Annotated in this window: 25 protein-coding genes; 23 read left to right on the top strand and 2 right to left on the bottom strand. The window is 60.3% G+C overall.

Annotated elements, in window-relative coordinates; all coding sequences use genetic code 11:
* Positions 1-50 precede the first annotated feature (50 nt).
* The 23 genes from PSH88_RS22060 (at position 51) to PSH88_RS21950 (ending at position 21,588) form a co-directional block, all read left to right on the top strand.
* Positions 51-1,394, top strand: coding sequence for a flagellar hook-length control protein FliK (locus tag PSH88_RS22060; RefSeq protein WP_305422637.1), 1,344 nt, complete (start codon positions 51-53; stop codon positions 1,392-1,394).
* A 224-nt stretch (positions 1,395-1,618) separates the two neighbouring features.
* Complete coding sequence (fliL, locus tag PSH88_RS22055) at positions 1,619-2,122, top strand: flagellar basal body-associated protein FliL (RefSeq protein WP_305422636.1); 504 nt, start codon at positions 1,619-1,621, stop codon at positions 2,120-2,122.
* Between the two features lie 9 nt (positions 2,123-2,131).
* Positions 2,132-3,100, top strand: coding sequence for a flagellar motor switch protein FliM (fliM, locus tag PSH88_RS22050; protein ID WP_008006705.1), 969 nt, complete (start codon positions 2,132-2,134; stop codon positions 3,098-3,100).
* A gap of 63 nt (positions 3,101-3,163) precedes the next feature.
* Complete coding sequence (fliN, locus tag PSH88_RS22045; protein ID WP_008072631.1) at positions 3,164-3,622, top strand: flagellar motor switch protein FliN; 459 nt, start codon at positions 3,164-3,166, stop codon at positions 3,620-3,622.
* Complete coding sequence (gene fliO, locus PSH88_RS22040; RefSeq protein WP_305422634.1) at positions 3,623-4,072, top strand: flagellar biosynthetic protein FliO; 450 nt, start codon at positions 3,623-3,625, stop codon at positions 4,070-4,072.
* Positions 4,072-4,830 (top strand): flagellar type III secretion system pore protein FliP, encoded by a 759-nt coding sequence (gene fliP / locus PSH88_RS22035; RefSeq protein WP_123720700.1) that lies wholly within the window; start codon positions 4,072-4,074, stop codon positions 4,828-4,830. The genes fliO and fliP overlap by 1 nt, the downstream gene beginning before the upstream one ends.
* Positions 4,827-5,096 (top strand): flagellar biosynthesis protein FliQ, encoded by a 270-nt coding sequence (fliQ, locus tag PSH88_RS22030; protein ID WP_258696949.1) that lies wholly within the window; start codon positions 4,827-4,829, stop codon positions 5,094-5,096. Before fliP ends, fliQ begins: the two co-directional genes overlap by 4 nt.
* 3 nt (positions 5,097-5,099) lie before the next feature.
* A complete protein-coding gene (fliR, locus tag PSH88_RS22025; protein ID WP_305422629.1) occupies positions 5,100-5,882 on the top strand; it encodes a flagellar biosynthetic protein FliR in 783 nt (260 codons plus the stop codon).
* Between the two features lie 3 nt (positions 5,883-5,885).
* The gene (gene flhB, locus PSH88_RS22020) at positions 5,886-7,025 is read left to right on the top strand and encodes a flagellar biosynthesis protein FlhB (RefSeq protein ID WP_305422628.1); all 1,140 of its coding nucleotides are present in this window, start codon (positions 5,886-5,888) and stop codon (positions 7,023-7,025) included.
* A 251-nt stretch (positions 7,026-7,276) separates the two neighbouring features.
* A complete protein-coding gene (gene flhA, locus PSH88_RS22015) occupies positions 7,277-9,406 on the top strand; it encodes a flagellar biosynthesis protein FlhA (RefSeq protein ID WP_305422627.1) in 2,130 nt (709 codons plus the stop codon).
* 11 nt (positions 9,407-9,417) lie between these two features.
* Entirely contained in the window at positions 9,418-10,746 is a 1,329-nt protein-coding gene (flhF, locus tag PSH88_RS22010; RefSeq protein WP_305422626.1) for a flagellar biosynthesis GTPase FlhF, read from the top strand.
* 116 nt (positions 10,747-10,862) lie between these two features.
* A complete protein-coding gene (gene fleN, locus PSH88_RS22005; RefSeq protein WP_003222917.1) occupies positions 10,863-11,693 on the top strand; it encodes a flagellar synthesis regulator FleN in 831 nt (276 codons plus the stop codon).
* Complete coding sequence (gene fliA / locus PSH88_RS22000) at positions 11,690-12,430, top strand: RNA polymerase sigma factor FliA (RefSeq protein ID WP_007894214.1); 741 nt, start codon at positions 11,690-11,692, stop codon at positions 12,428-12,430. Before fleN ends, fliA begins: the two co-directional genes overlap by 4 nt.
* A gap of 167 nt (positions 12,431-12,597) precedes the next feature.
* Complete coding sequence (locus tag PSH88_RS21995) at positions 12,598-12,969, top strand: chemotaxis response regulator CheY (protein WP_008006721.1); 372 nt, start codon at positions 12,598-12,600, stop codon at positions 12,967-12,969.
* Between the two features lie 22 nt (positions 12,970-12,991).
* Entirely contained in the window at positions 12,992-13,780 is a 789-nt protein-coding gene (locus tag PSH88_RS21990; RefSeq protein WP_305422625.1) for a protein phosphatase CheZ, read from the top strand.
* Between the two features lie 37 nt (positions 13,781-13,817).
* A complete protein-coding gene (locus PSH88_RS21985) occupies positions 13,818-16,061 on the top strand; it encodes a chemotaxis protein CheA (protein ID WP_305422624.1) in 2,244 nt (747 codons plus the stop codon).
* A 49-nt stretch (positions 16,062-16,110) separates the two neighbouring features.
* Positions 16,111-17,241 carry a protein-glutamate methylesterase/protein-glutamine glutaminase gene (locus PSH88_RS21980; protein WP_305422623.1) on the top strand — a complete coding sequence of 377 codons (1,131 nt, stop codon included), beginning with the start codon at positions 16,111-16,113 and terminating at the stop codon, positions 17,239-17,241.
* Positions 17,241-17,981, top strand: coding sequence for a flagellar motor protein (locus PSH88_RS21975; RefSeq protein ID WP_305422622.1), 741 nt, complete (start codon positions 17,241-17,243; stop codon positions 17,979-17,981). The genes PSH88_RS21980 and PSH88_RS21975 overlap by 1 nt, the downstream gene beginning before the upstream one ends.
* 15 nt (positions 17,982-17,996) lie before the next feature.
* Positions 17,997-18,890 carry a flagellar motor protein MotD gene (gene motD / locus PSH88_RS21970; RefSeq protein ID WP_305422621.1) on the top strand — a complete coding sequence of 298 codons (894 nt, stop codon included), beginning with the start codon at positions 17,997-17,999 and terminating at the stop codon, positions 18,888-18,890.
* Between the two features lie 43 nt (positions 18,891-18,933).
* Positions 18,934-19,722: a ParA family protein gene (locus tag PSH88_RS21965; protein WP_305422620.1), complete on the top strand. Its 789-nt coding sequence runs from the start codon at positions 18,934-18,936 to the stop codon at positions 19,720-19,722.
* Between the two features lies 1 nt (position 19,723).
* Positions 19,724-20,620 (top strand): CheW domain-containing protein, encoded by an 897-nt coding sequence (locus PSH88_RS21960; protein WP_305422619.1) that lies wholly within the window; start codon positions 19,724-19,726, stop codon positions 20,618-20,620.
* A gap of 89 nt (positions 20,621-20,709) precedes the next feature.
* Complete coding sequence (locus tag PSH88_RS21955) at positions 20,710-21,195, top strand: chemotaxis protein CheW (RefSeq protein WP_007894224.1); 486 nt, start codon at positions 20,710-20,712, stop codon at positions 21,193-21,195.
* Positions 21,196-21,588, top strand: a complete 393-nt coding sequence (locus tag PSH88_RS21950; RefSeq protein ID WP_305422618.1) for a DUF2802 domain-containing protein — start codon at positions 21,196-21,198, stop codon at positions 21,586-21,588.
* A 132-nt stretch (positions 21,589-21,720) separates the two neighbouring features.
* Here the strand turns inward: PSH88_RS21950 and PSH88_RS21945 are convergent, their stop codons facing one another.
* Both PSH88_RS21945 and fliK read right to left on the bottom strand, forming a co-directional pair.
* Positions 21,721-22,050, bottom strand: coding sequence for an EscU/YscU/HrcU family type III secretion system export apparatus switch protein (locus PSH88_RS21945; RefSeq protein ID WP_305483377.1), 330 nt, complete (start codon positions 22,048-22,050; stop codon positions 21,721-21,723).
* Complete coding sequence (gene fliK / locus PSH88_RS21940) at positions 22,047-23,621, bottom strand: flagellar hook-length control protein FliK (protein ID WP_305483376.1); 1,575 nt, start codon at positions 23,619-23,621, stop codon at positions 22,047-22,049. The genes PSH88_RS21945 and fliK overlap by 4 nt, the downstream gene beginning before the upstream one ends.
* Positions 23,622-23,663 lie beyond the last annotated feature (42 nt).

Below are 23,663 nucleotides of genomic sequence, written 5' to 3'. Positions count from 1 at the left end.
GTCAACTTGCTTAACTGTACCTACGATCCCAGTGCAGCGGAGACCGTTTTATGCCCGTTAACCCCAATATTCTTCTTCAGGCCGCCGCTACGGCCAAGACTCAAGCCGCATCCGCCAATACGCCGGCGCTGACGGCTGAGCCCGGGGACAAGGCGTCCAGCTTCGCTGAGGTCTACGCCAATCAAGCCCAGAACAAGCCTGTTGTGGTCGCTGATAAATCGGCCAGGCCGGCGACTGATAATGCGCCGCAAGGCACCGGCAAGCCGGACGTCAGCAGTGATAAAGCTGCCGCTCCGGAACCTGCGGTTGCCGATAGCGGCAATTCCTTGCCCGCCGATAAACCGGCGCCGACAGACGAGACGACGGCCAGCGATGACAAGCCGGAGACGACCGATACGCCGGTAGCTGATGCTCCACCGGTTGATCCGAGCGTTGATCCTGCCTTGATGCAGGCCGTTCAACCGTTGGCGGCCGTGCCGGTAGCGCAAGCTCCTGCGCCGGTTGTGACGAGCGGTGCGCCGCCGGTTGCCGCTGCTATCGTTACCGCGCCCGCGCAAGCCGCCACCGCCGACGGCGATTTCGATCCTGAAGCCGACCCACTCGATGCGCTGCCAGCAGTGCGTCTGGCCATGGAGCAAGGTGGTCACGTTTCCGCTTCTAGCCAGGCCCAGCCAAAAGCGTCCCAGGCCCCGGCTGATGGCGAACCGACCTCGGCGCAAAACTTTGCCGCGGGCATGGCGAGCATGCTCGATGTGCAAGCCGATCAGGACAGCACCAGCCAGGGCGGCGAGAAGGCCTTCAGTGGCTTGATTGATGACGGCCTCAAGGATCTCAAATCCGCCAGCAGTGATACCCGTGTCGATGATTTCGCCAACCGTCTGGCGGCACTGACCCAGGCGGCAACGCCGAAGACTGCCAATGCATTGCCGGTGAACCAGCCGATCGCCATGCATCAGAGCGGTTGGACTGAAGAGGTGGTCAATCGGGTCATGTACCTGTCCAGCGCCAATCTCAAGGCGGCCGATATCCAGTTGCAACCGGCCGAGCTGGGGCGCCTCGATATTCGGGTGAACATGGTGCCGGATCAGCAGACCCAGGTGACCTTCATGAGTGCCCACCCCAGCGTTCGCGAGGCGCTCGACGGGCAAATGCATCGCCTGCGTGACATGTTCGCGCAGCAGGGCATGGGTCAGGTTGACGTCAACGTTTCCGATCAGTCCCGGGGCTGGCAGGGGCAGGGTCAGGAGCAGGCTCAACAGGGGCAGGGAGGACGTACCAACGCCAGCGGCGGTCGCCTCGATTCTGTCGATGAAGAACTTCCCGCAACGGTCGCTGAAGTGGCCGCCAACACCACCAGCGTGATCGGCACCAGCGCGGTCGATTATTACGCTTGATTCACCACAAGATCCTGTGGGAGCGGGCTTGCCCGCGATGGGGGCCTGGCAGTCAATATTTTCATGATTGCCGACCGCTATCGCGGGCAAGCCCGCTCCCACAGTGATTTGTGGTGTTCTCCAGGCAGCATGCTTTCCATACCTTCTCCCGACACTTCTGGCATAACACTTGCTCTTGCCTTGCCGTGCGACTGTGAAACCCCGAATAGTGACGGATTATTGGCATGGCTAAGAGCGACGCAGCACCAGTGAAAGACCCCGCAACCAAAGGCAAAATAAAGCTGATCATTGTGATCGTCGTGGCCCTGCTGCTGGCGATCGGCTTGTCCGTGGGGGCGACCTGGTACTTCATGCACGGCGCCCAGAGCAAGCCTGCCGCTGCAGCTGAAACCGCTGTGGTCGGCAAACAGCCGGCGATCTTCGAACCCATGGCGCCGGCCTTCGTGGCCAACTACACCCAGAACGGCCGTCAGCGCTACATGCAGGTGAGCATCACCCTGCAGGGCCGCAATCAGGCCGATCTGGACGCGCTCAAAGTCCACATGCCGGTGATCCGCAATAACCTGGTGATGCTGTTTTCCGGTCAGGATTTTGCCACGCTGGCGAGTCCGGTCGGCCAGGAGATGTTGCGTCAGAAGGCCACGGCCAGCGTCCAGGAAGTGGCGCAGAAAGAGCTGGGCAAAGTGGTGATCGAACAGTTGCTTTTCACTAATTTCGTACTGCAGTAGGAACACGACATGGCCGTGCAGGACCTGCTGTCCCAGGATGAGATCGATGCGCTGTTGCATGGCGTCGATGATGGTCTGGTACAGACCGATAACGCTGCCGAACCCGGCAGTGTCAAAAGCTACGACCTGACCAGCCAGGATCGCATCGTCCGTGGACGCATGCCGACCCTGGAAATGATCAACGAGCGTTTCGCCCGCTACACCCGCATCAGCATGTTCAACATGCTGCGCCGCTCGGCGGACGTTGCCGTCGGTGGCGTGCAGGTGATGAAGTTCGGCGAATACGTGCACTCGTTGTACGTGCCGACCAGTCTCAACCTGGTCAAGATCAAACCGCTGCGCGGCACCGCGCTGTTCATCCTCGACGCCAAGCTGGTGTTCAAACTGGTGGACAACTTCTTCGGCGGCGACGGCCGCCACGCGAAGATCGAAGGGCGTGAATTCACCCCCACCGAGCTGCGTGTGGTGCGCATGGTGCTGGAGCAGGCCTTCGTCGATTTGAAGGAAGCCTGGCAGGCGATCATGGAAGTGAACTTCGAGTACATCAACTCGGAAGTGAACCCGGCCATGGCCAACATCGTCGGCCCGAGCGAAGCCGTTGTGGTGTCGACGTTCCACATCGAACTCGATGGTGGTGGCGGCGACCTGCACGTGACCATGCCGTACTCGATGATCGAGCCGGTGCGCGAAATGCTCGACGCCGGCTTCCAGTCGGACCTCGACGATCAGGATGAGCGCTGGATCAACGCCTTGCGCCAGGACGTGCTGGACGTTGATGTGCCGATCGGTGCCACCGTGGCCCGCCGACAGCTGCGCCTTCGCGACATCCTGCACATGCAGCCCGGGGATGTGATCCCGGTCGAGATGCCGGAAGAAATGATCATGCGCGCCAATGGCGTACCGGCCTTCAAGGTCAAGATGGGCTCGCACAAAGGCAACCTCGCGTTGCAGGTGATCGAGCCGATTGAGCGCCGCTGACCGGCGCTCCCCCCCTTTTAATTGACTGCTCTTGATTGAGCAGGTGCCCGCCGAGGACAAATGATGAACGACGATATGAACGCCCAGGACGACCAGGCACTGGCTGATGAGTGGGCTGCAGCCCTGGAAGAAACCGGTGACGCCGGGCAGGACGATATCGATGCCTTGCTGGCCGCCGATGCTGCCGGTTCGCCGTCCAATCGTCTGCCGATGGAAGAGTTCGGCAGCGTGCCTAGGAACAACGATCCGGTCACGCTGGATGGTCCGAACCTGGACGTGATCCTCGACATCCCGGTATCGATTTCCATGGAAGTCGGCAGCACCGATATCAACATTCGCAACCTGCTGCAACTCAACCAGGGTTCGGTGATCGAGCTCGATCGTCTGGCCGGCGAGCCGCTGGACGTACTGGTCAACGGCACGCTCATCGCCCACGGTGAAGTGGTGGTGGTCAACGAAAAGTTCGGCATCCGCCTGACCGATGTGATCAGCCCAAGCGAACGCATCAAGAAGTTGCGCTGAGTGAGCAAGGTGCTTGCGGGCCTGCTGGCCTTGCCATTCAGTGTGCTGGCGGCCGAGCCGGTGACGACCGCTGCGACAGTAGCCGCCGCGCCAGCCGTCAGCAGCGGTGTGGCCGGGCAATTGACGCAATTGGTGTTCGGCTTGCTGCTGGTGCTGGGGCTGATCTTCTTTCTTGCCTGGCTGCTGCGCCGGGTCCAGCAGGCCGGACCGGCGGGCAAGGGGCAGGTGATCGAGCTGATCGGTTCCCGCGCGCTTGGCCCTCGTGATCGTTTGATGCTGGTGCAGGTCGGCAACGAACAAATCCTGCTCGGCCTGAGTCCCGGCACCATCACTGCGTTGCATGTGCTCAAGGAGCCGGTGCAAGTACCAAGCGGGACTGAAAAAGCGACCCCCGAGTTTGCCCAGCGCCTGTTTGAGCTGTTGGGCAAGGATCAGAAGGATAAGAAGTAATGGCTGCGCTACGCATCGTCTTGACGCTGGCCTTGATGCTGGTCGCGCCGCTGGCGTTCGCCGCCGATCCGTTGTCGATCCCGGCAATTACTCTGGGCACCAACGCCGAAGGCGCTCAGGAGTACTCGGTCAGCCTGCAAATCCTGCTTATCATGACCGCGCTGAGCTTCATCCCGGCGTTCGTCATGCTGATGACCAGTTTCACCCGGATCATCATCGTGTTCTCGATCCTGCGTCAGGCCCTGGGCTTGCAGCAGACGCCGTCGAACCAGATCCTCACCGGCATGGCGCTGTTTCTCACCATGTTCATCATGGCGCCGGTGTTCGATCGCGTGAATCAGGATGCCTTGCAGCCGTATCTGGCGGAGAAACTCACCGCTCAGGATGCCGTGACCAAGGCACAGGTGCCGATCAAGGACTTCATGCTGGCCCAGACTCGCAGCAGCGATCTGGAGCTGTTCATGCGCTTGTCCAAGCGCACTGACATTGCTTCGCCTGATCAGGCGCCGCTGACGATTCTGGTGCCAGCGTTCGTGACTTCGGAGCTGAAGACCGCGTTCCAGATCGGCTTCATGATCTTCATCCCGTTCCTGATCATCGACCTGGTCGTGGCCAGTGTGCTGATGGCCATGGGTATGATGATGCTCTCGCCACTGATTATTTCCCTGCCGTTCAAGATCATGCTGTTCGTGCTGGTGGATGGCTGGGCGTTAATCATCGGCACGTTGGCCAGCAGCTTCGGCGGTGTTTCACCATGACGCCGGAAGTGGCCGTAGACATCTTTCGCGAAGCGCTGTGGTTGACCACCATGATGGTCGCCGTGCTGGTGATTCCGAGCTTGCTGGTGGGGCTGTTGGTGGCGATGTTCCAGGCAGCCACCCAGATCAACGAACAGACCCTGAGTTTCCTGCCGCGCCTGCTGGTGATGCTGGTGACGCTGATCGTTGCCGGCCCGTGGATGGTGCAGACTTTCATGGAATACATTCTGCAGCTGTACCACAGTATTCCTCAGGTCATCGGCTAAGCCATGTCGCTGCTTCAGCTGACCGATACCCAAATCAGCACCTGGGTGGCAACGTTCATGTTGCCGTTGTTTCGCATCGGTTCGTTGCTGATGGTCATGCCGATTTTCGGTACGACGCTGGTGCCCCAGCGCGTGCGCCTGTACTTCGCCCTGGCGATCACCTTCGTGATCGCTCCTGGCCTGCCGCCGATGCCGCCGGTCAACGCACTCGACCTGAGCGCACTGCTGCTGATCGCCGAGCAAATCATCATTGGCGCGGTGTTGGGTTTCTCCTTGCAGCTGTTCTTCCAGGCGTTCGTGGTCGCCGGGCAAATTGTCGCGATACAGATGGGTATGGGTTTCGCCTCGATGGTCGACCCTACGAACGGTGTGTCGGTGGCGGTGATCGGGCAGTTTTTCACCATGTTGGTGACGCTGTTGTTCCTGTCGATGAACGGCCACCTGGTGGTGTTCGAAGTCCTCACTGAAAGCTTCACCACGCTGCCAGTCGGTGGCGGGTTGATGGTCAATCATTTCTGGGAGCTGGCCGGCAAGCTCGGCTGGGTGCTGGGTGCGGCGCTGTTACTGGTGTTGCCGGCGATCACCGCGTTGCTGGTGGTCAACATTGCGTTTGGCGTGATGACCCGGGCGGCGCCGCAGCTGAACATCTTCTCGATCGGCTTCCCGCTGACCCTGGTGCTCGGCCTGTTCATCGTCTGGGTCGGCCTGGCGGACATTCTCAATCAGTATCAACCGCTGGCCTCCGAGGCTTTGCAGTTGTTACGCGAACTGGCACGGGCGCGCTGAGTCATGGCTGAGAGCGAAAGCGGTCAGGACAAAACAGAAGACCCCACGGAGAAACGCAAAAAGGACTCCCGTGAGAAGGGTGAGATTGCGCGCTCCAAAGAGCTCAATACCTTGGCGGTCATGCTCGCTGGTGCCGGTGCGCTGCTGATTTTCGGTGGCGCATTGGCGCAGGACATGATGGAGCTGATGCGGATGAACTTCACGCTGTCGCGGGAAGTGATTCTGGATCAGCGCAACATGGGTACCTTCTTGCTGCACTCGGGACAGATTGCCCTGTTGGCGATTCAGCCGGTGATGATCACGTTGTTGTTGGCGGCGTTGATCGGCCCGATCTCCCTCGGTGGCTGGCTGTTTGCGGCCGGCTCGATGGCACCCAAGTTCAGTCGCATGAATCCCGGCGCGGGCCTGAAACGGATGTTTTCGGCCAAGGCGCTGGTTGAACTGCTCAAGGCCCTGGCCAAGTTTTTCATCGTATTGTTCGTGGCGTTGGTGGTCTTGTCGTCGGACATTGATGACCTGCTGCGCATCGCCCACGAACCATTGGATATGGCGATCATTCACAGTTTGCAAGTGGTCGGCTGGAGTACTTTGTGGATGGCTTGCGGGCTGATCCTGATCGCGGCGGTGGACGTGCCGGTGCAGCTCTGGGAGAGCATGAAAAAGCTCAAGATGACCAAGCAGGAAGTGCGCGACGAGCACAAGGATCAAGAGGGTAAGCCAGAGGTCAAACAGCGTATTCGCCAGTTGCAGCGCGAGATGTCGCAGCGGCGGATGATGGCTGCGATCCCCGAGGCCGATGTGGTCATCACCAACCCGACCCACTACGCCGTGGCGCTCAAGTACGATCCGGAGAAGGGCGGGGCGCCGATGCTGATCGCCAAGGGAAGCGACTTCCTGGCCTTGAAGATCCGCGAAATCGCTGTGGCCAATGAAGTGTTGTTGCTGGAGTCGCCCGCCCTGGCGCGTTCGATCTACTACTCCACGGAGCTGGAGCAGGAAATTCCCGGCGGGCTCTATCTGGCAGTCGCCCAGGTACTGGCTTACGTCTACCAGATCCGCCAGTACCGCGCCGGCAAGGGCAAACGTCCGGATCCGCTCCAGGATGATTTGCCGATTCCACCGGATTTGCGTCGCGATTCCTGATTGTTGTGTTGGCAATGCTGGCCTCTTCGCGGGCAAGCCTCGCTCCAGTCTCGTGTCGTTCGCATATATCGCGACCGACTCAAAACTTGTAGGGGCGAGGCTTGCCCGCGAAGGCGTCGGTTCAGGCAATACAAATCTCCGAAACAGACCTCTATTTCAAACCCCCGCAAAAGTTGGAAGGCTTCTTGCAATAGCCGCCCTACGCCTGCTTCAGGCGTCAAAAGTTTGCTTTAAAGGAACGGGGAAAACCGGTGGATCGCTCTCAGTTAATCAACACTGCACGCACAAACGTTGCCGACCTCAGTAGGGGCAATCTGGGTGTGCCGCTGTTGCTGCTGGTCATGCTGGCCATGATGATGTTGCCGGTGCCGCCGTTCCTGCTGGACGTGTTTTTCACCTTCAACATTGCCTTGTCCATCGTCGTGTTGCTGGTCTGCGTATACGCTCTGCGGCCGCTGGATTTTGCGGTGTTCCCGACCATTTTGCTGGTGGCGACGTTGTTGCGGCTGGCGTTGAACGTGGCTTCCACACGGGTGGTGATGCTCCACGGCCAGGATGGCCATGCCGCCGCCGGTAAGGTGATCCAGGCCTTCGGTGAAGTGGTGATCGGCGGTAACTACGTGGTTGGTATCGTGGTCTTTGCGATTCTGATGATCATCAACTTCGTCGTGGTGACCAAGGGTGCCGGGCGGATTTCCGAGGTGAGCGCGCGTTTCACCCTCGATGCGATGCCCGGTAAACAGATGGCGATCGATGCCGACTTGAACGCCGGCCTGATCGATCAGAACCAGGCGAAACTGCGCCGGATGGAAGTGGCCCAGGAAGCCGAGTTCTATGGCTCGATGGACGGTGCCAGCAAGTTCGTTCGCGGTGACGCCATCGCCGGCCTGCTGATTCTGTTCATCAACCTGATCGGCGGCATGGCGGTCGGGATTTTCCAGCATGGCATGACCTTTGGCGATGCCGGTCGGGTGTATGCCTTGTTGACCATCGGTGACGGTTTGGTGGCGCAATTGCCATCACTGCTGTTGTCGACGGCCGCTGCGATCATGGTGACTCGTGCTTCCGGTTCGGAAGACATGGGCAAGCAGATCAATCGTCAGATGTTCGCCTCGCCGAAAGCCTTGGCCGTGGCTGCTGGCTTGATGGCGGTGATGGGCCTGGTGCCGGGCATGCCGCATTTTTCCTTTCTGAGCATGGCAGCCCTGGCGGCCGGCGGCGCTTACCTGTTCTGGAAGAAGCAGAACGCCGTCAAGGTGCAGGCCCTGCAAGAGGTCAAGCGTCAGCAGGAACTGCTGCCATCGCCGGCCCGCGCCCAGGAAACCAAGGAGCTTGGCTGGGATGACGTGACCCCGATCGACATGATCGGCCTGGAAGTCGGCTACCGCCTGATCCCGCTGGTGGATCGCAATCAGGGTGGTCAGTTGCTGGCGCGGATCAAGGGTGTGCGTAAAAAGCTCTCCCAGGATCTGGGTTTCCTGATGCCGACGGTGCATATCCGTGACAACCTCGACCTGGCGCCAAGCGCCTATCGCCTGACCCTGATGGGCGTGATTCTGGCCGACGCCGAGATTTACCCGGACCGCGAACTGGCGATCAACCCGGGGCAGGTCTACGGCACGCTCAATGGCATTACCGCCAAAGATCCGGCTTTTGGTCTGGAGGCGGTCTGGATTGAAATCAGCCAGCGCGCCCAGGCGCAATCCCTGGGCTACACCGTGGTCGATGCCAGTACGGTAGTGGCGACCCACTTGAACCAGATTTTGTACAAGCACTCCAGCGAGCTGATTGGCCACGAAGAAGTCCAGCAACTCATGCAATTGCTGGCCAAAAGCTCACCGAAACTGGCCGAAGAGCTGGTGCCGGGGGTGGTTTCGCTGTCGCAGCTGCTCAAGGTCTTGCAGGCATTGCTGGCTGAACAGGTGCCGGTACGGGACATTCGCAGCATCGCCGAAGCCATCGCGAACAACGCCGCCAAGAGTCAAGATACTGCCGCTTTGGTGGCCGCGGTGCGCGTCGGCGTATCCCGTGCAATCGTTCAAAGCATTGTAGGCACTGAGTCGGAGCTGCCTGTGATCACCTTGGAGCCAAGGTTGGAACAAATATTGCTCAATAGTCTTCAGAAGGCAGGACAAGGCTCGGAAGAGGGCGTTCTGCTGGAGCCAAGCATGGCAGAGAAACTGCAACGTTCGTTGATCGAAGCGGCGCAGCGTCAGGAAATGCAAGGTCAACCGGTGATTCTGCTGGTGGCCGGTCCGGTTCGCGCGATGCTCTCGCGATTCGGCCGACTGGCAGTCCCGGGTTTGCATGTGTTGGCTTACCAGGAAATCCCTGACAACAAGCAAGTGACCATCGTTGCGACAGTAGGGCCCAACGGCTGAGGTAGTGGTTTATGCAAGTTAAGCGTTTTTTCGCCGCCGATATGCGTCAGGCCATGAAACTGGTTCGTGATGAGCTGGGCGCCGATGCCGCCATTATTGGCAACCGCCGGATCGCCGGCGGTGTCGAGCTGACGGCTGCCCTGGATTACAAACTGTCGGCGTTGGCCCCGCGTGTTCCGAACATGGAACTCGAGGACGAGCTGCGCAAGACCCAGTCGCGAATCGTCACCGCCCAGGCTGAACTGAGCCTGCGTGGCGATGGCGAGAGCGACAAGAGCACCAATCGCCAGTTGTTCGCCGGCCTGCCGTTGACCGCCGCCGAACCGCTGGTCGAACCGACCTACGCCGAACCTCGTCGTGCAGCCCCGGTCCCTGCGCCAGTCTCCGGTGGCGTCGACCCGCGTGCATTCGATTCGATGCGTTTCGAGCTCAACAGCCTGCGTGAGCTGATGGAAGTTCAACTCGGCTCGCTGGCCTGGAATCAGCTGCAAGGCAGTCGTCCGGCTCAGGCCAACCTCTGGCGTCGCCTGCAACGCATCGGCCTGTCCGGCCCGTTGTCGCGCGATCTGCTGGCGCTGATTACCGATATTGAAGAACCCCGCCAGGCCTGGCGCATGTTGCTCGCGCACCTGGCGCGGATGATCGCGACTCCGGAAGTCGAGCCGCTGGAAGAGGGCGGCGTGATTGCAATGGTCGGCCCGGCCGGCATGGGCAAGACCACCACGCTGGCCAAGCTTGCCGCTCGTTACGTGCTCAAGTACGGCGCGCAGAACATCGCGCTGGTGAGCATGGACAGCTATCGCATCGGTGCTCAGGAACAGCTCAAGACTCTGGGCCGCATCCTCAACGTGTCGGTCACCCATGTCGATCCGGGCCAATCCCTGGTCCAGGCGTTGGAGCCCTTGCTGCGCAAACGCGTGGTGCTGATCGATACCGCCGGCCTGCAGGCCAGCGATCCGGCACTGCGCATGCAGCTCGAAAGCCTGGCCGGACGTGGCATCAAATCAAAAAATTATCTGGTCTTGGCAACCACTAGCCAGAAACAGGTTCTAACCGCCGCTTACCACAGTTACAAACGTTGCGGCCTTGCCGGCTGCATCCTGACTAAACTGGATGAAACGGCAAGCTTGGGCGAGGTGTTGAGCCTGGCCATCAGTCATGAACTGCCGGTGGCTTACCTGACCGATGGCCCGCGGATCCCGGATGATTTGCATCTGCCGCGTCGTCATCAGTTGGTCAGTCGCGCCGTTAGCGTGCAAATGCAGGAAGAACCCAGCGAAGAAGCCATGGCTGATATGTTCGCTGATATTTACCACAGCCCGACCAAGCAGGTTGGCTGAGGTATTAATGAACATTTTTTGTACCTACATCGATGGTCTGCCATGCATTGTTCAGTCGCTGAACGCGCAGCCAGTAATGTGGCCTCCGTCTATGCAAGACAAGGTAAAGAAATAACATGGGCAGCATGCATCCCGTACAGGTGATCGCGGTGACCGGCGGCAAAGGTGGCGTCGGGAAGACTAACGTGTCAGTGAACTTGTCCCTGGCTCTAGCTGAGCTCGGCCGGCGCGTCATGCTGTTGGACGCCGATCTGGGGCTGGCGAACGTCGACGTCCTGCTAGGACTGACACCCAAACGTACCCTGGCCGACGTGATCGAAGGCCGCTGCGAGCTGCGCGACGTGCTGTTGCAAGGGCCCGGCGGTATCCGCATCGTCCCGGCCGCGTCCGGCACCCAGAGCATGGTTCATCTGAGCCCGGCCCAACATGCCGGCCTGATCCAGGCCTTCAGCGATATCGGCGACAACCTCGACGTATTGGTGATCGACACCGCTGCGGGCATTGGTGACTCGGTAGTCAGTTTCGTCCGCGCCGCGCAGGAAGTCTTGCTGGTGGTGTGCGACGAGCCGACCTCGATCACCGACGCCTACGCGCTGATCAAACTGCTGAACCGCGACTACGGCATGAACCGTTTCCGCGTTCTGGCCAACATGGCGCAGAGCCCGCAGGAAGGCCGCAATCTGTTTGCCAAGTTGACCAAGGTCACGGATCGCTTCCTCGACGTCGCCTTACAATACGTCGGTGCGGTGCCTTACGACGAAAGCGTGCGCAAGGCTGTGCAGAAGCAGCGCGCCGTCTATGAAGCCTTTCCCCGTTCCAAGTGCGCCCTGGCGTTCAAGGCCATTGCGCAGAAGGTCGATACCTGGCCGCTGCCGGCCAACCCGCGTGGGCACCTGGAGTTTTTCGTCGAGCGCCTCGTGCAACAGACCGCAGGACCCGTCCTATGACAGCCAGTGGCTACAACCTCTACAAGAAGTCGGCACGTGACGCGCAGTACGAGCTGATCGAGCGTTACGCGCCACTGGTCAAACGCATTGCCTACCACTTGCTGGCGCGTTTGCCGGCCAGCGTCCAGGTCGAAGACCTGATCCAGGCCGGGATGATCGGCCTGCTTGAAGTATCAACCAAATACGACGCCAGCAAAGGCGCGAGTTTCGAGACGTACGCGGGCATTCGAATCCGCGGCGCGATGCTCGATGAAGTGCGCAAGGGGGACTGGGCGCCACGTTCGGTTCACCGCAATACCCGCATGGTCAGCGACGCGATTCGCTCGATTGAAGCTAAAACCGGCCGTGACGCTAAAGATCACGAAGTTGCGGCCGAACTCCAATTGAGTCTCGACGATTATTACGGGATTTTGAACGACACCTTGGGCAGCCGGTTATTCAGTTTCGACGATCTGTTGCAGGACGGCGAACACGAAGGGCTGCATGAGGATGGCGCCAGTGCTCATCTCGAGCCGTCACGCGATCTGGAAGATGAACGCTTCCAGGCGGCGCTGGCGGACGCGATTGCCAATTTGCCGGAGCGTGAGCGACTGGTGTTGGCGCTGTACTACGACGAAGAGTTGAATCTCAAGGAAATCGGCGAGGTCCTGGGGGTCAGCGAATCGCGGGTCAGCCAGTTACACAGCCAGTGCGCGGCCCGTTTGCGGGGGCGTTTGGGGGAGTGGCGAGCGCGCTGAAGGCAGTGTGGGGACACTGCGAATGGAGCTGGTGTGGTGTTGAACTGCGCCGGTCTCGATCTGTTGTGCTCCAGACAGTCATTGAGTGCTTTGCCGGATTGATTGAAATGGCGCGTCCAGGTGCTGGGCGCGTTTAAGACTGCTTGGAGGTCGAATTGGACAAGAACATGAAAATCCTCATCGTTGATGACTTCTCAACGATGCGGCGGATCATAAAAAACCTGTTGCGTGACCTTGGGTTCACCAACACGGTCGAGGCTGATGATGGCATCACTGCCATTCCGGTTCTCAACAGCGGGAGCATCGACTTTCTGGTAACGGACTGGAACATGCCTGGCATGACCGGTATCGATCTGCTGCGTCACGTGCGCGCCGATGAAAAGCTCAAGCACCTGCCGGTGCTGATGGTGACCGCTGAAGCCAAGCGCGAGCAAATCATCGAAGCGGCCCAGGCCGGTGTTAACGGCTATGTGGTCAAACCCTTCACAGCCCAGGCGTTGAAAGAAAAAATCGAGAAGATTTTCGAACGCATCGGTTGATGTACTGCGCCACGGGGGAGCTATGGAGCATAAAGAATCTTCACAGGGCGATTTCGAGTCGACCCTGAAAAAACACGCGGTCGAACTGGTCGATAGCCTTGAAAAAGGCAGGTTCGGCGACGCTGTGCAACTGATCCATGAGCTCAACCAGACCCGTGACCGCGGCCTGTACCAGGAAGTTGGCAAGCTCACCCGCGAGCTGCATAGCGCGATCGTCAATTTCCAGATTGACCCGCACATGCCGCAAGCCGAGGAAGTGTCTCAGATCACGGATGCCACCGAGCGCCTGGGTTATGTGGTCAAGCTGACCGAGGCCGCGGCCAACCGCACCATGGACCTGGTGGAAAACGCCACGCCGCTGATCAACAGCCTGAGCGACGAAGCTCAGGCACTGAGCACGGATTGGGGACGGTTCATGCGTCGCGAAGTCGGGGCTGAAGAGTTCCGCGAACTGGCCCGGCGGGTCGACGGTTTCCTGACACGCAGCAGCGAAGACAACCGCGTCGTGTCGAGCAACCTCAACGACATTCTGCTGGCCCAGGATTACCAGGACCTCACCGGTCAGGTGATCAAGCGCGTGACCCAATTGGTCACCGAAGTTGAAAGCAATCTGCTCAAGCTCGTGCTCATGGCCAGTCAGGTAGACCGCTTTGCGGGTATCGAACATGACCGTGAAGCGATGCTGGCTGAAAAAGATCCACAAAAACATCTCTCGCAGGGTGAAGGTCCGCAGATTCATGCCGATAAAAGAGAAGATGTTGTGTCCGGTCAGGACGATGTGGACGATTTGCTATCCAGTCTTGGATTTTAGTTTTCTGGGTTTTTAGACCTGTAGGAGCACCCCCTTAATGAGCTTCGGCGCCGATGAAGAGATCCTTCAGGATTTCCTGGTTGAGGCCGGCGAGATTCTAGAGCAACTATCCGAACAGCTGGTCGAGCTGGAAAGCCGACCGGATGATGCGGACTTGCTCAATGCAATTTTTCGCGGTTTTCACACTGTAAAAGGGGGCGCCGGCTTCCTCCAGCTCAACGAGCTGGTGGAGTGCTGTCACATCGCCGAGAACGTGTTCGACATCCTGCGCAAGGGTGAACGACGCGTCGACTCGGAACTGATGGACGTGGTTCTCGAAGCACTGGACGCGGTGAACAGCATGTTCAGCGAAGTCCGCGAGCGCAGCCCGATCACGGCTGCCACGCCTGAATTGCTGGCTGCTCTTGCCCGTCTGGCCGAGCCGCAAACTGCCGACGAAGCGGCGCCTGTTGCTGAAGCGGTGCAAGAGCCTGCCGCTGAAAGCGATTCAGGCGACATTACCGATAACGAATTCGAACAACTGCTGGACTCGCTGAACGCCGTCAAGGCCCAGGCCGAAGCTCCCGCGGTTGCTCCGCTGCCTGCCACCGATGCGGCTGCCAGCGACGAAATCACCGATGCCGAGTTCGAGTCGTTGCTCGATCAATTGCACGGCAAAGGCCAGTTCGCCGCCGATGCCGTGGTCGCAGCGCCTACCACACCGGCTGCCCCGAAAGCGGCAGGCGACAGCTCCGACATCACCGACGACGAGTTCGAGGCACTGCTCGATCAGTTGCACGGCAAAGGCAACTTTGCCGTCGATGCATTGGAGTCGGCGATTGCTTCGGCTCCGACCCCGGCTGCGCCAACCGCTAAAGCGGCCGGCGACGATCTGATCTCCGATCATGAGTTCGAATCGCTGCTCGACGAATTGCATGGCAAAGGCAAGTTCACCGAGGTTGGCACTGGCGCAGTGATTTCTGCTCCTGTCGCCAAGGCGCCAGCACCGGCTGCGAAACCTGTGGCCAAAGCGCCCGAGCCAAAAGTCGAATCGGCGAAACCGGCCGCCGCTGCTGCACCGGCTCCTGCCCGTGCCCCGGCCGCGCCGCCACCAGAAAAACCGGCCAGCGAAGCCGAGACCACCGTGCGGGTCGATACCGCGCGTCTCGACGAAATCATGAACATGGTCGGCGAGTTGGTACTGGTGCGTAACCGTCTGGTCCGTCTGGGCCTCAACAGCGGTGATGAAGCCATGTCCAAGGCCGTGTCGAACCTCGACGTGGTCACGGCCGACCTGCAGACCGCGGTCATGAAGACTCGGATGCAACCGATCAAGAAAGTCTTCGGGCGCTTCCCGCGTCTGGTTCGCGACCTGGCTCGCCAGCTCAAGAAAGAGATCAACCTGGAGTTGGTCGGCGAAGAAACCGACCTCGACAAGAACCTCGTCGAGGCCCTGGCCGACCCGCTGGTCCACTTGGTGCGCAACTCGGTCGACCACGGTATCGAAGAGCCGGCTGATCGCGAAGCGATGGGCAAGCCCCGCAGCGGCAAGGTGATCCTGTCCGCTGAACAGGAAGGCGACCACATCCTGCTGTCCATCTCCGATGACGGCAAGGGTATGGACGCCGATGTTCTGCGCGGTATCGCCGTGAAGAAAGGCCTGATGGACAAGGATGCGGCGGACCGTCTCAGCGAGTCCGATTGCTTCAACCTGATCTTCGCTCCGGGTTTCTCGACCAAGACCGAGATTTCCGACGTGTCCGGTCGTGGCGTGGGCATGGACGTGGTGAAAACCAAGATCGCCCAGCTCAACGGCACCATCAATATCTACTCGACCAAGGGCAAAGGCTCGAAGATCGTCATCAAGGTCCCGTTGACCCTGGCGATCATGCCGACGCTGATGGTCATGCTCGGCAACCAGGCGTTCGCGTTCCCGCTGGTGAACGTCAACGAGATCTTCCACCTCGACCTGTCACGCACCAACGTGGTGGACGGCCAGGAAGTGGTGATCGTGCGGGACAAGGCGCTGCCTCTGTTCTACCTCAAACGCTGGCTGGTCAGCTCCGCCGCTCACGAAGAGCAGCGCGAGGGCCATGTGGTGATCCTTTCGGTGGGCACCCAGCGGATCGGCTTCGTCGTCGATCAGTTGGTGGGCCAGGAAGAAGTGGTCATCAAGCCATTGGGCAAAATGCTTCAGGGAACCCCGGGCATGTCCGGCGCCACCATCACCGGTGACGGCCGCATTGCGCTGATTCTCGATGTTCCGAGCATGCTCAAGCGTTACGCCGCACGGCGTATTTGATTCTGGGGGAGCGGGGCGACTGAGCCTCGCCCCGTCTAACGGAGTGTTTATGGCAGTCAAAGTCCTGGTGGTGGACGATTCGGGGTTTTTCCGCCGCCGCGTCTCGGAAATTCTTTCAGCGGATTCGAATATCCAGGTCGTCGGTACGGCGACCAACGGCAAAGAGGCGATTGATCAGGCACTGGCCCTCAAGCCAGACGTGATCACCATGGACTACGAGATGCCGATGATGGATGGCATCACGGCAGTGCGGCACATCATGCAGCGCTGCCCGACCCCGGTATTGATGTTCTCCTCGCTGACTCACGAAGGCGCGCGGGTTACCCTCGATGCGCTGGACGCCGGCGCGGTGGACTTCCTGCCAAAGAACTTCGAAGACATCTCCCGTAACCCGGAGAAGGTCAAGCAACTGCTGTGCGAGAAGATTCTCAGCATCTCGCGCAGTAATCGTCGCGCCAGTACTTACAGCACCCCGGCCCCGGTGGCTGCGCCAGCCTCGACGCCTGCGCCTTCGAGCGTCAGCAACTACGGCAGCAGCGCGCCTGCGCGTCCGGCACCGGCACCGATTCCGGCTCGCACCCATGCAGCGACGCCGTCGTCTCCGGCACCGAAACGCAAAGCCTACAAACTGGTCGCCATCGGCACCTCCACCGGTGGCCCGGTTGCCCTGCAACGGGTGCTGACGCAGTTGCCGGCCAATTTCCCGGCCCCGATCGTGTTGATCCAACACATGCCTGCAGCCTTCACCAAAGCTTTCGCCGAGCGTCTGGACAAGCTGTGCCGCATCAGCGTCAAGGAAGCCGAGGATGGCGACATCCTGCGTCCGGGCCTGGCGCTGCTGGCTCCGGGTGGCAAGCAAATGATGATCGACGGCCGTGGCGCGGTGAAAATCCTGCCGGGCGACGAACGTCTGAACTACAAACCGTGCGTGGACATCACCTTCGGTTCCGCGGCCAAGTCCTACGGCGACAAAGTTCTGGCGGTGGTACTGACCGGCATGGGCGCCGACGGTCGCGAAGGCGCGCGTCTGCTCAAGCAAGGCGGCAGTGCGATCTGGGCTCAGGATGAAGCCAGCTGCGTGATCTACGGCATGCCAATGGCGATCGTCAAAGCCGAGCTCGCGGACGCGGTGTACAGCCTGGACGATATCGGCAAGCATCTGGTTGAGGCTTGCCTCTGATGGATGTACTAAGCCTTATCGGGATCATCATGGCGTTCGTCGCCATCATCGGCGGCAACTACCTTGAAGGCGGTCACCTCGGCGCACTGGCCAACGGTCCGGCTGCGTTGATTGTCATTGGCGGCACCGTCGGTGCGGCGCTGCTGCAATCGCCGATGAGCGCTTTCAAGCGCGCGATGCAGATTCTGGGCTGGATCCTGTTTCCACCGCGCGTGGACCTGGCCGGCGGTATCGATCGCGTAGTGAACTGGAGCCTGACCGCCCGTAAGGAAGGTTTGCTCGGACTGGAAGGGGTGGCCGACGCCGAACCCGACAGCTACTCACGCAAAGGCCTGCAATTGCTGGTGGACGGCGCCGAGCCGGAAGCCATTCGCAGCATTCTGGAAGTGGATTTCTACACCCAGGAAAGCCGCGACATCGAAGCCGCGAAAGTCTTTGAAAGCATGGGCGGCTACGCGCCGACCATCGGCATCATCGGTGCGGTGATGGGCCTGATCCACGTCATGGGCAACCTGGCCGATCCGTCGCAACTGGGTAGCGGCATTGCCGTCGCCTTCGTCGCCACCATCTACGGCGTGGCCAGTGCCAACCTGGTGCTGCTGCCGATTGCCGCCAAGCTCAAGTCCATCGCGTTGCGCCAGTCGCGTTATCGCGAGATGTTGCTGGAAGGAATTCTGTCGATCGCCGAAGGTGAAAACCCTCGCTCTATCGAGTTGAAGCTTCAGGGCTTCATGGATTGATGGGGGAAATGGGCCATGGCACGTCGCAGGCAACCTGAAGAACACGTAAACCATGAACGCTGGCTGGTTTCCTATGCCGACTTCATTACGTTGCTGTTCGCTTTCTTCGTGGTGATGTACTCGATTTCTTCGATCAACGAAGGCAAGTACAAGATCATTTCCGAGGCGTTGATCGGGGTGTTTACCGATTCCGATCGCGCCCTCAAGCCGATTCCTATCGGCGAAGAGCGACCGAAGACCGTGACCCCGGCCAAGCCGCTGGTCAAGGACAGCGAACAGATCGACGCCGGCATCGCTCAGGCTGCCAACGATCCGCTCAAGAGCATTGCCGATGACATCAGCGCGGCGTTCGGCGACTTGATCAGCTCCAACCAGATGACCGTGCGCGGCAATGAGTTGTGGGTCGAGATCGAGCTCAATTCCAGCCTGTTGTTCGGCAGCGGCGACGCCATGCCCAGCGACATCGCCTTCAACATCATCGACAAGGTCGCCGCGATCCTCAGGCCGTTCGATAACCCGATCCACGTCGAAGGCTTCACCGACGATCAGCCGATCCGCACTGCGCAATACCCGACCAACTGGGAGCTGTCCTCGGCGCGTTCGGCGAGCATCGTGCGCATGCTGGCGATGCAGGGTGTGAACCCCGGTCGTCTGGCGTCGGTGGGTTACGGTGAGTTCCAGCCGGTGGCCAATAACGCCACTGCCGAAGGCCGGGCGCGTAACCGTCGGGTGGTGCTGGTGGTTTCACGAAATCTCGATGTACGCCGCAGCCTCACCGGTACCGGAACGGCTCATGCACAACCGGATGCTGCGTTGAAGCGGGCTGGCACACAAACTGCACCGGCTCCGGTCAAGTCGCCGGGACGAGAGAGCGCCGTCAATTCTCCGTCACCCGCATTAATACGTTGAGCTATTTCTCGGTCGACCTTTTCGACCGGGAGGAACAATCCGAATGAGAGTCTGGGCAGTCGCCAATCAAAAGGGTGGTGTCGGTAAAACCACTTCCTCCATCGCTTTAGCCGGTTTGCTGGCTGAGGCGGGCAAGCGCGTGGTTGTGGTCGATCTCGACCCCCACGGCTCCATGACCAGCTACTTCGGTTACGACCCCGACAGCCTGGAACACAGCAGCTACGACCTGTTTTTGCACAAGGGCAGCGTGCCGCAAGGCTTGCCCGGTCAGTTGCTGATGCCCACCAGTGACGAACGCATTTCCCTGTTGCCATCGAGCACCGCGCTGGCAACCCTTGAGCGCCAGTCGCCGGGGCAGAGTGGTTTGGGCCTGGTGATCGCCAAGAGCCTGGCGCAGTTGTGGCAGGACTTCGATTACGCTGTGATCGACAGCCCGCCTTTGCTCGGCGTGCTGATGGTCAATGCATTGGCGGCCAGCCAGCAGTTGGTGATTCCGGTGCAGACCGAGCATCTGGCCGTCAAAGGCCTGGAGCGCATGGTCAACACCTTGGCGATGATCAACCGCTCACGCAAAGTGGCGTTGCCGTTCACCATCATTCCAACCCTGTTCGACCGCCGCACCCAGGCGTCCCTCGGCACCCTTCGGGTGTTGCGCGACAAATACCCGGAGGAAATCTGGCAGGGCTACATTCCAATCGACACGCGCCTGCGCGATGCGAGCCGGGCCGGGCTGACGCCTTCGCAATTCGACGGCAAGAGCCGCGGCGTTCTGGCGTATCGCGCATTGCTCAAGCATTTGCTGGCGGCACAACTCGTTCCGCAGGTGGCCTGAGATGAATCGGCCGGTGAAAACCACTTCGCGTCCGCAATTGGCGCTCCAGTCTTATCTGGACAACCTGCTGATGGAGGCGACTGAAGAGTTGCCGCTGGAAGTCGAAGCGGTGGCTGCAGTCATTGAGGTCGTTGAAACGATCGAGGTCGAAGCGGCACTGGACGAGTTCCAGGCCGCAGTGCTTGAAGAGCAGGCGCGTGATGCGCAGAAGTCTGTTGTGGCCGCTGCGCCCGTCGCAGCGCCATTGGTTGCTCCGGTCGCAAAAGTTCCGGTGGTGACCGAAGAAGCACCGGCACCGATTCTGGCGCCGGTGTCGACCCTCGCACCGTTGCTGCAAACCCTCGTGCCGCCGGTGGTCGAAGTCCATCTGCCGCCGAGCAATACGCCGCCGCCGGTGGAAACCGACGGTCGACCGTCGTGGGCTGCCGAGCCGTTCGAATGCCTGCTGTTCGATGTCGCCGGTTTGACCCTGGCGGTGCCGCTGGTGTGCCTGGGCTCGATCTACTCGCTGGCCGGTCACGAGCTGACGCCGCTGTTCGGTCAGCCGGAATGGTTCCTCGGGATCCTGCCGAGTCAGGCCGGCAATCTGAAAGTCCTGGATACTGCGCGCTGGGTCATGCCCGACCGCTACCGCGACGATTTCCGCCAGGGCCTGCAATACGTCATTTCGGTGCAGGGCTACGAGTGGGGGCTGGCGGTGCATCAGGTCAGCCGCTCATTGCGCCTGGACCCGAACGAAATCAAATGGAGAAGTCATCGAGGTCAGCGGCCATGGCTTGCCGGCACGGTGATTGAGCACATGTGTGCATTGCTGGACGTCTCCGCATTGGCCGAGTTGATCGCCAGTGGCGGGGCAAAGCACATGGGCGGCAGCAAGCCGCTACACAAATCGACATAGCAGCCGACATAACAATCATGCGACGGCATTGTTGAATGCCGCCACACAGAACACACGCCGCCAGAAGCGGTTTTTCGAGGGGTCAGGGTATGAGTAATCAAGCGACGAATGCAAAAGGTTCTGAAGATCCGATCCTGCAATGGGTAACCTTCAAGCTGGACAACGAAACCTACGGCATCAACGTGATGCGCGTTCAGGAAGTCCTGCGATACACCGAAATCGCCCCGGTCCCGGGTGCTCCGAGCTACGTGCTGGGCATCATCAACCTGCGCGGTAACGTGGTCACCGTAATCGACACCCGTCAGCGCTTCGGCCTGATGAATGCCGAGATCAGCGACAACACCCGCATCGTCATCATCGAAGCCGACAAGCAAGTGGTCGGGATCATGGTCGACAGCGTGGCTGAAGTGGTTTACCTGCGTCAGTCGGAAATCGAGACCGCGCCGAACGTCGGTAACGAAGAGTCCGCCAAGTTCATTCAAGGCGTGTGCAACAAGAACAACGAACTGCTGATTCTGGTCGAACTGGACAAGATGATGAGCGAAGAAGAATGGTCGGAACTGGAGAGTATCTGATTGATTCTTGAGGTGGCTGTGATTGTCCTGTTCGTCTTGTGGGCAGGCACGCTGGCGATGTTCCTGTCGTACATCCGCGCTCAGCGGCAGATCGCCGCGCAACAGGCCGAGGGCGATGCGCTGCGCGATCAGCGCATCAAGGACCTGGCCAAACGCGTCGACGACTACCAGAACGGCAACGTGCGCATGGGTGAAGACCTGCACGAACTGCGCGCCGTCGTCGGGCCGTTGCCGGACAAACTGGCTCAGCTGGAGCAGCGTGATCCGTCGAGCCTTTCATTCGCTCAGGCAGCACGCCTGGTGGGGATGGGGGCCAGCGTCGATGAACTGACTCAGTCTTGCGGATTGACCCAGGCTGAGGCGGAGTTGATGAGTAAGTTGCACAAGAACTGATTCTTGCGGCGTGGTTTAGATCGCTATCGCGGGCAAGCCCGCTTCCACATTGGATTGGCTGCGTTCACACATTTTGTGTCCACTACCTATCCCTGTGGGAGCGGGCTTGCCCGCGATGGCGTCTTCGAAACCTCAATAATCATCCCCGCGGTCGGTGATGTCCTTCTCCACCATCGCAGCATCTGGATCCCGCCCCTCGGGAAACTTACCCTTCAAATTCCACGCAAACGCGATGATCTCCGCAATCGTGCGGTACAGCTCCTCGGGAATGCTGTCCCCCAATTCCATCCGCGCCAGCAGTTTCACCAGTTCGGCGTTTTCATAGATTGGCACTTCATAATCGCGGGCAATCTGCAGAATGGCTTCCGCCAGTTCCTCATCACCTTTTGCCGTGAGGGTAGGGGCGTGGGTGCCGTCGTATTTGAGGGCGATGGCCTGGCGCGGTGCGGTGGATTCGTTCATGCGGTTTCGTCGACCCAGCGTTGTTCGAGGCGGGTTTGAGGACCTTGTGGCGGTGTGCCAAGGTGGCAATCCAGATCGCCGACGTTCAGGCCCGACGCCAGCAGGCGTTCGCGCAGCCCGGCCAGATTGCTTTCGATCAGGCTCGCGGTGTACGGCCGCTCGGCCCACAGCTGACTGGAGAGGCTGCCTTTGATCAACTGGGCCTGAATCTGCAACGGCCCTAATGGCTCCATGTCGAACGCCAGATCGACTCGCCACAATTGTTGCTTCGGCTCGCGTTCGTCGCGGCGTTCGTGCGGTTGTTCTTTCTCGGGTGCTTCTTCGCGCTGGAATTTGACCTGCAACGGCACGATGTCCTGCAGGTTGCGCATGGGGATTTCCAGTTGCCAGGTGCTGAGCAGGCGACCGTCGTCGGTGAGGCCGGTCTGCTCCAGGCTCGACAGTTGATGACTCTGCAGGCGTGAAACGGCCGCCGCTGCCAAACGCAGCAAGTGCTCCAGATCGCCTTCACCGTCCTGACTTTGCAGCAGGCGCTCGGGGAGCGGGAAACTGGTCGGCAGCGGTTTGGCGCTGACTTGCCCCAGCATGCCGAGAGCGCTGCGCACGAAACTCGGCAGCGCCTGGGCCAAGGTGTTGGCGGCGATGATCGCATTGAGATTGGTGTTGGCCGGCAGGCCCGGCGTCAATTGTGCGATCAGCTTGAGCAGGTCGCCCTTCATGTCTGGCGTCAGCGTCGGGTTTTGGCCAGTCAGCAGTTTCGCTTCGAGGAACAGGCCGCTATTGGCCAACGCCTGGGCCAGGCCTTTGGGCGTGCTCAGTTGCTGAACGTCTGGCAGGCCGGCGAGCAACTTGTCCACGACAGCGCGCAGATTGCTGGAGGTCTGATCCGACGGCGGCAGGTTTTGCAGGACTTTGAGCAAGCCATCCAGAGAGCCTTGGCGACTTTGTTGGCTGACCAATTGTTGCGTCACCGCCAACTGTTCCTGACGGCTGCTCAACGGGACGAATTTCAGGGTCTGGGTATCCTGCACCAAGGCGCTCAGCAAAGTGCCGATGCGCAGTGGCGTCGGGCTGTCGATGCTTAGCGTGCTGCCGCTCAGCGCGGTGTTGAGCAGGCTCACCATCGAGCGAAACACCGTCGGCTGGCCCGGCACCTGTGGCATTACCTGAGAGGTCAGTACTTTGCCTTGCAGCAAGGTGCCGACCGGCAGTTGCGCCGTGTCGATGCGGGTCAGGGTCGCGACGCTGGAGGCGATGGCCTGTTGCACCGTGACCGCCAAGTTACCCGCCGACGGCTGAGTGATCGCCAGGCTGGTGCCCTGGGGCAACGGCTGAGTACTGGTGGCCTGGACCGTGGTTTGGCGCCCGTTGTCGAGGGTGACCTTGAGCAACAGTTGAAAGGTCTGATCCGCCTGCTTGAGCGACAGCACTTCGGCCCGGGCAGTCTGACCGGCGCTGATCAGGCCATCCATCGGCGTCAGCAGCTTGAGCAACTCACCGCTGACCACCAGCGGACGTGAAGTCGCGGGTGTGGTCTGCGGCAGCGGGAGGATGTTCATTTCGCCTGTCATACGCGGTCACAACCTGAGGAAAATGCACTCTTTAGAGTCGGG

It is taken from the genome of Pseudomonas wuhanensis, from assembly GCF_030687395.1.
GTDB lineage: Bacteria > Pseudomonadota > Gammaproteobacteria > Pseudomonadales > Pseudomonadaceae > Aquipseudomonas > Aquipseudomonas wuhanensis.
This window is presented reverse-complemented; position numbering and strand designations above follow the sequence as displayed.

Bases quoted from the DNA above. Each gene is read 5' to 3' on its own strand.
- PSH88_RS21955 (WP_007894224.1), top strand. From the start codon at position 20,710: ATGAGTAATCAAGCGACGAATGCAAAAGGTTCTGAAGATCCGATCCTG.
- fleN (WP_003222917.1), top strand. From the start codon at position 10,863: ATGGGCAGCATGCATCCCGTACAGGTGATCGCGGTGACCGGCGGCAAA.
- PSH88_RS21965 (WP_305422620.1), top strand. From the start codon at position 18,934: ATGAGAGTCTGGGCAGTCGCCAATCAAAAGGGTGGTGTCGGTAAAACC.
- PSH88_RS21980 (WP_305422623.1), top strand. From the start codon at position 16,111: ATGGCAGTCAAAGTCCTGGTGGTGGACGATTCGGGGTTTTTCCGCCGC.
- PSH88_RS21945 (WP_305483377.1), bottom strand. From the start codon at position 22,050: ATGAACGAATCCACCGCACCGCGCCAGGCCATCGCCCTCAAATACGAC.
- PSH88_RS22060 (WP_305422637.1), top strand. From the start codon at position 51: ATGCCCGTTAACCCCAATATTCTTCTTCAGGCCGCCGCTACGGCCAAG.
- fliA (WP_007894214.1), top strand. From the start codon at position 11,690: ATGACAGCCAGTGGCTACAACCTCTACAAGAAGTCGGCACGTGACGCG.
- fliL (WP_305422636.1), top strand. From the start codon at position 1,619: ATGGCTAAGAGCGACGCAGCACCAGTGAAAGACCCCGCAACCAAAGGC.
- fliN (WP_008072631.1), top strand. From the start codon at position 3,164: ATGAACGACGATATGAACGCCCAGGACGACCAGGCACTGGCTGATGAG.
- PSH88_RS21975 (WP_305422622.1), top strand. From the start codon at position 17,241: ATGGATGTACTAAGCCTTATCGGGATCATCATGGCGTTCGTCGCCATC.
- fliQ (WP_258696949.1), top strand. From the start codon at position 4,827: ATGACGCCGGAAGTGGCCGTAGACATCTTTCGCGAAGCGCTGTGGTTG.
- fliR (WP_305422629.1), top strand. From the start codon at position 5,100: ATGTCGCTGCTTCAGCTGACCGATACCCAAATCAGCACCTGGGTGGCA.
- flhB (WP_305422628.1), top strand. From the start codon at position 5,886: ATGGCTGAGAGCGAAAGCGGTCAGGACAAAACAGAAGACCCCACGGAG.
- fliP (WP_123720700.1), top strand. From the start codon at position 4,072: ATGGCTGCGCTACGCATCGTCTTGACGCTGGCCTTGATGCTGGTCGCG.
- fliK (WP_305483376.1), bottom strand. From the start codon at position 23,621: ATGACAGGCGAAATGAACATCCTCCCGCTGCCGCAGACCACACCCGCG.
- PSH88_RS21960 (WP_305422619.1), top strand. From the start codon at position 19,724: ATGAATCGGCCGGTGAAAACCACTTCGCGTCCGCAATTGGCGCTCCAG.
- flhF (WP_305422626.1), top strand. From the start codon at position 9,418: ATGCAAGTTAAGCGTTTTTTCGCCGCCGATATGCGTCAGGCCATGAAA.
- PSH88_RS21990 (WP_305422625.1), top strand. From the start codon at position 12,992: ATGGAGCATAAAGAATCTTCACAGGGCGATTTCGAGTCGACCCTGAAA.
- fliM (WP_008006705.1), top strand. From the start codon at position 2,132: ATGGCCGTGCAGGACCTGCTGTCCCAGGATGAGATCGATGCGCTGTTG.
- motD (WP_305422621.1), top strand. From the start codon at position 17,997: ATGGCACGTCGCAGGCAACCTGAAGAACACGTAAACCATGAACGCTGG.
- PSH88_RS21985 (WP_305422624.1), top strand. From the start codon at position 13,818: ATGAGCTTCGGCGCCGATGAAGAGATCCTTCAGGATTTCCTGGTTGAG.
- PSH88_RS21995 (WP_008006721.1), top strand. From the start codon at position 12,598: ATGAAAATCCTCATCGTTGATGACTTCTCAACGATGCGGCGGATCATA.